General features: G+C 39.7%; 4 protein-coding genes and 1 pseudogene. 3 read left to right on the plus strand and 2 right to left on the minus strand.

The annotated features are described in order from the left end of the window. Positions 1-235: 235 nt before the first annotated feature. Together eutB and FZF09_RS22810 are read left to right on the plus strand one after the other, a co-directional pair. Positions 236-1,213 carry a hydroxyectoine utilization dehydratase EutB gene (gene eutB / locus FZF09_RS13210; RefSeq protein ID WP_158737069.1) on the plus strand — a complete coding sequence of 326 codons (978 nt, stop codon included), beginning with the start codon at positions 236-238 and terminating at the stop codon, positions 1,211-1,213. A 222-nt stretch (positions 1,214-1,435) separates the two neighbouring features. Continuing rightward, positions 1,436-1,534, plus strand: a complete 99-nt coding sequence (locus FZF09_RS22810; RefSeq protein WP_233269498.1) for a putative holin-like toxin — start codon at positions 1,436-1,438, stop codon at positions 1,532-1,534. 184 nt (positions 1,535-1,718) lie between these two features. Here FZF09_RS22810 and FZF09_RS13215 read toward each other — a convergent pair whose 3' ends face one another. Both FZF09_RS13215 and FZF09_RS13220 read right to left on the minus strand, forming a co-directional pair. Then, entirely contained in the window at positions 1,719-2,807 is a 1,089-nt protein-coding gene (locus FZF09_RS13215) for an FAD-dependent oxidoreductase (protein WP_158737070.1), read from the minus strand. A 126-nt stretch (positions 2,808-2,933) separates the two neighbouring features. Then, positions 2,934-3,512, minus strand: a pseudogene (locus FZF09_RS13220) (peptide-methionine (S)-S-oxide reductase MsrA); the annotation flags it as partial. A 237-nt stretch (positions 3,513-3,749) separates the two neighbouring features. Here FZF09_RS13220 and FZF09_RS13225 point away from each other — a divergent pair. Continuing rightward, entirely contained in the window at positions 3,750-5,840 is a 2,091-nt protein-coding gene (locus tag FZF09_RS13225) for a transglycosylase domain-containing protein (protein WP_158737071.1), read from the plus strand. Positions 5,841-6,000 lie beyond the last annotated feature (160 nt).

Here is a 6,000-nt window from a genome sequence, read left to right on the forward strand (position 1 = left end):
CATGTTTGATATTATTATTCGAAAAATAGTATAGCGCCGCCTCTGCCTTCGCCTTTCAAAATCAAGTTTCCTTTACAAGGCGGAAAACCGGATTTTTCTAACAATAAAATGGTTTGGCGTGCGTACAAATAATGGTAGACAATGGTTTTTTATCAATTTATTCTAACCATGAAGGAGTTCATACCTAAAATTTTCATTTTTATTGGAAATCCGAAGATAGCAAGGAGGGGAAACCATGAAACAAATAACCGTAAAAGACATTTGGAAGGCCAAAAAAAGAATACGAACAACTCTTGAGCCTACCCCGCTGACTTATTCAAAAAATCTTTCTAAACATACGGGAGTACCTATTTATTTAAAACTTGAGCAGCTGCAGCCTACAGGTTCTTTTAAACTTCGTGGAGCTTCCACTATGATCGCTTCTCTTACAAAAGATGAACAGCAAAATGGAGTTGTCACTTTTTCCACGGGAAATCACGGATTTGCAGTTGCCTATGCTGCTGTTAATTTGGGAATAAAGGCCGTAGTATGTGTTTCAAAAAATGTACCTCAAGAGAAAATAAACGCTTTGCAGGAAAGTGGAGCAGAACTACACATTGAAGGAGAAAGTCAAGACGAAGCGGCAGATGTGTGTTTGCGTCTTCAAAAAGAGAAAGGATTCACTCTTATTCCTCCATTTGACCACCCCGACATCATTGCCGGTCAAGGAACAATCGGATTAGAAATACTCGAAGACCTTCCTGAAGTAGAGACTGTGTTAAGTGGATTATCAGGGGGCGGATTACTTTCGGGAATTGGTCTTGCCTTAAAAGAAACAGACCCCGATATCCAAGTAATTGGCTTGTCTGTAGAAAAAGGAGCCGCCATGGATGACAGTATTAAAGCTGGAAAACCAGTCGCTGTTCCTGAGCACCCCACTTATGCAGACAGCTTGCTTGGAGGGATAGGAATGCAAAATCGGTATACTCTGCCAATGATCTCCCGCTATATTGATCAGCGTCTTCGTCTTTCAGAAGAGGAAATTGCACGTGGAATGGCGTTTTTATATGAAAATCATCGTTTTATAGTAGAAGGTGCAGCAGCAGTCGGCGCCGCAGCGTTACTTGAGAAACATGTACAGCCTAAAGGGCCGGCGGTAGTAGTTGTAACCGGGAATAGTATTAGTGCTGATTCCCACTATAAAGCCGTTAAACCGTACTTAAAAGGCAGTTAGAAAAGACTCATTTTTTATTACGAAAACGTTACATCTATTGGATTAGTTTTGTTGGATTGACAGGGGTTTCAAGGTCTGAAACACGCGAGAAGATAGGTTAGTACAGCCAAGCGGTGAATGAGTCTCATTCCACATTTGGAAAATTATGTTATAATAGAATAGCATGGCTTGTACATCCGCAGGGTGGGCGGTTGAGCCTCCAAAAAAGGGGGTGATGCCGTAATGATTACTACAGAGATAGCCGAAGTAATGATCGGTTTTGGAAGCTTTCTATTGGCTCTAATAATGACTGTAATCGCTATTGTGACTTTAAAACAGTAGACCACCCTGGACGTTTTTGGCGAACTTTCGAGGGTAGTCTACTCTCTTAACCTGCCAGCCGCTCCTCGTGTGGGCAACTGTGCGACGCTGGTGTTCCTACACCAGCGTCCTCTATTATAAATCATAATTCGTTTTTACTCAACATTCCTATTTTAACAAAAATAGGAATTTTATATTTAATTTATTACGAAAATTGTTTAATAAACTGCTTGTCCATTCGTTTTTTTAACTTCCAGGATGACTTATCTAACGAATATTTGCTGCCTTTAATATATAATCCTTTTTTATGCCCAAGATTTAACACTAATTCCCTTTTCTTTGGCGGTGTAAATGTTTTTAATTTCTTTTTTCCCTTTAATGTTTTAATAATGTTGTCTTCCAGTGTGGAAGCTTCTTTATACATATAAGAATTATTTTTAGGCATATTTGGATAATCGTTTAATGTAACACAAGCACCACTCGCAAAAATGGACGAATCATCAAGAGATTGCAGTGAAGAAGAAACTAGTAAAAAGCCTTTCTCATCAACCGCAAGCTTCGCGTATTGAAATATGAGAGGAGGGGTCGGGCCTGTTATCCATAATACTTCTCCATAAGGAATAACATGATTTTCAGTGTAAAGAACATCTTGATCCATTCGCTCCACGGATGTATTTTCATATATCATTATTCCCCGTTCATCCAATAGTGTTAATACGTTGTCTCGGATCTCTTCTTTTTCATTCTCTAAAACAGGACCATTGCTAATTAAGGTAACAGGAGTTTTCATGTGATGTTTTTTTCTCCATTCTTGAAGAGACAGCGCCATCTCTACTCCCTTATAATCTCCTCCTCTAATTACCGGGTATTCGGTTTGCTGCAATTTCTCAGCAGCGGACGGAAATTGACCATTTGGTTCTAAAAATAGTGCATAATCTTTAACTCCTGGAACAGTGGGTTTTTCGTGAGTTGAGCCAATATTTGCAGATAGAATGTCATAGGATAAGGACTTACCACTATCCGTAAGAACGTTCTTCTGTCGTTTATCAACCGCTGTCACTTTTCCCTTCAAAAACCGCCCTCCGTTTTCTTTACAGAATGACTTTAAGTCTATTCTTATATCTTCTATGCTGTAACGCCCTTCTGTATACCCGGAAAACATACCAGAATAATACTGATAACGAGAAGGAGAAACCAACGTCCAGCTGGTGTCTTTTAATTTTCTTTTTTTCCAGTTCTTCAAAACCGATAAATTACTATCACCTGCTCCAACAAAAACAACGTGCTGACTCAATCGCATTACCCTCCTTTAAGTTTTCATGAAGTATTTTTTTTCGCAGCTACTTTCCATTTTCCTTTTATTACGTAACTACAAACATTAGAAAAAATATCTCGTGACCAGGTGGAGTCATTCTCCCTTTTACCAACGAAGAGAATGAAGCACTTCTAGGACCGTTGATTTTCTCTCATCACTAATATCCCACGTATTAACTTCCTCTTTCAGATCCGCAAAAGATCCCTTTCCTCTCACAAAACCATTCAAGCGGGCCGTCATTGTTCCATTGATCAACTCATCATGAGTGGAATAAAGTTTTCTCAGAGAGGCTATTACATTTTTATAGCGTTTTAACAAATATTTGTGGTGATAATCTTCTGCAATATAAAAAGCAGAATATGGTTGAAATTCTGTATATATTGGTTTTTCTATATTGGCTTCCCATTTCTCTTTAGATCTGAGTGCTTTTTCTTTTTGGGAATGATTATAGTAAACAAGCAAAGACATGTATTGGCGATCACGATAAAAAAGCTGCTGTGAGGTATTATGATTCTTCCAGAAAACATCTAATAATTGTTCATAGGATATCGTTTCTGGATCATAATCAATTTGAATGGATTCAGTATGATCTCCCATGTTTCGATACGTAGGATTTTCTGTTGTACCGCCTGTATAACCAACACGGGTGCTAATAACTCCTTTTAACTGCCCAAACTGGGCGTCTGGCCCCCAAAATCATCCCATTCCAAATACAGCGGTTTCTGTTTTTTCCATTATCTGTGTTTTCATTATTCACCACCCTCTCTTTTCTTTATATATTAGCTTGTCAACTTTTTGTAAACAACTGTTTTCACTTTTATATGATGTATCTTTTTTCTTGCTTTTGGTTTAAAAGCTGAAAAATATACCCAAAATGGAGAAAAAAAGGTATTTCTCTTTTCGAAGGGGAGGTGAAACAGAATGGATACAGCTATAAAAAGAAATCAAAAAACAAAAAAGCCCGGCTGGTTTAGATTTTTTATTAGAGCTGCTCTTTTAGCCGGAATACTTGGTACTGGCGGAGCAGTGACTTTAATTACGAGTGCTCTTATCTTAGAACCTCCCCCTATTCAAGTTCAGCAATCTACTGTTTTTTATGGAGCGGACCATTCTGTTATTGGTGAACATCATAATGGCCAAAAGCGATATTGGAGGGAACTTGATGAAATATCTCCAGAAGTAATTAACGCTGTAATTGCCATAGAAGACCGAGAATTCTATCAGCATAATGGCTTTGATCTCCCAAGAATTGCTTCCGCTGTTGCTGCAAATATTAAATCTGGTTCAAAAGCACAAGGTGCAAGTACAATTACCCAGCAGTATGCCCGCAATTTATTTTTAACTCATGATAAAACATGGTCTCGAAAATTGGAAGAAGCTTTCTATGCGCTGCGATTAGAATCTCATTATGAGAAAGAAGAAATCATAGAAGGTTATTTAAATACAATATATTTCGGACATGGAGCTTATGGTATTGAAGCGGCTTCCCGTTTATATTTTGATAAATCTTCCAGTGACTTGTCTCTGGCCGAGGCATCCTTGCTCGCTGGTGTGCCGAAAGGACCTTCTTATTATTCTCCTTTTTCTTATCCCGAAAGAGCGAAGGACCGGCAGCAAATTATACTGACAGCCATGGAGACAACAGGAATAATTACTTCTGAAGAACGTCGAGAAGCTGAAAATGCCTCCCTTTCTATTCAACCTCCTGGCCAGCTTGCAGATGACAGAATAGGCCCTTATTTTCAAGATTATATTGAACATATTCTGCAAGAAAATGAGGGAATTGATCCACAGTTAATAGATCGTGGAGGATTGCATGTTTATACTACGCTTGATCCTGAGCTTCAAGAAAAAGCAGAAAAATGGGTTAGACTTGAAATTCCAAAAGACTCCGAGCTTCAGGGAGCCCTTGCAGCAATCGATCCCCACAGCGGTGACGTTCGAGCGCTTGTAGGAGGAAAGAATTATGATGAAAGCACCTTCAACCGGGTTACAAATGCTGCAAGACAACCAGGATCGGCGCTAAAACCGTTTTTATATTATGCAGCATTAGAAGATGGTTTTACGCCTCTTACTTCTTTTCGAAGTGAACCAACAGAATTTGAAACAGGGGAAAACGGAAAGACATATTCTCCAGGAAACTACGGCGAAATTTATGCTGATGACTTTATAAACATGGCAGAAGCTCTTGCCGTTTCTGATAATATTTTTGCTGTAAAAACCCACCTTTTTCTAGGACCAGACGCTCTGGTAGAAACCGCTAAAAAAGCAGGGATTCAAGCAAACCTGGACCCAATACCTTCTCTTGCGTTAGGCACCCAAAACGTCAGAATTCTTGATCTTGCTGCTGGGTACAGTACCTTTGCCAATGGAGGGCAGGCTGTTGAGCCACGGTTTATTCAAAAGATTACAGATTCAGAAGGAAATGTATTAATGGAACAGGAGCAGGAAAAAAAGCAAGTGTTTGACCCCGAAAAATCATACGTTATTACGGATATGATGAAAGGAATGTTTGATCTATCATTGGATAGTTACACCTCCGTAACAGGTCGGTCTATTTCCCACTTAATCGACAGACCTCTTGCTGGGAAGAGCGGCTCGACGGATTACGACAGCTGGATGGTCGGATCTTCTCCTCAGCTGACAACAACTGTTTGGGTTGGTTATGATGATAATAGAGAGATGGATCATTCAAACGAAGGTCAGATTTCAAAACGTATTTGGGCCCAGTTTATGAGTGAAGGCCTGGAAAATGAATTAAAAATGGCCTTTCCTCCGCCTGAAGGGATTGTGAAAACGGAAATCGATCCTGAAACTGGTTTACTTGGTTCAGAAGAATGCGGTCCAGCACGAACCGTTGCTTTTGAAAAAGGAACTGAACCTAAACGACCATGTACTGATGAATTAGAAGAAGAGGCAAAAGACTCTAAAACACGGGAAGATCAGAAAGAAGACGAACTTCCCGAACAAAAAGAAAAATTCTTCGACCGTTTAAAAAAATGGTTTCAATAAGAAAAGCGCAAGCGTCCTGGTCAGCCGCGACAGGTTCTGGAGCTTTCGCGCAGGGTCGCCTGCGGCCCGGAGTCGAAAGGGAAGACATAAGACGTTCAGCTCATTTTAATGAACTTCTACTAAGATCGCACACGTCGACGCATAGGATGTGCTAATGTCG

It is taken from the genome of Alteribacillus sp. YIM 98480 (genome assembly GCF_009765375.1).
Classification (GTDB): domain Bacteria; phylum Bacillota; class Bacilli; order Bacillales; family Marinococcaceae; genus Alteribacillus.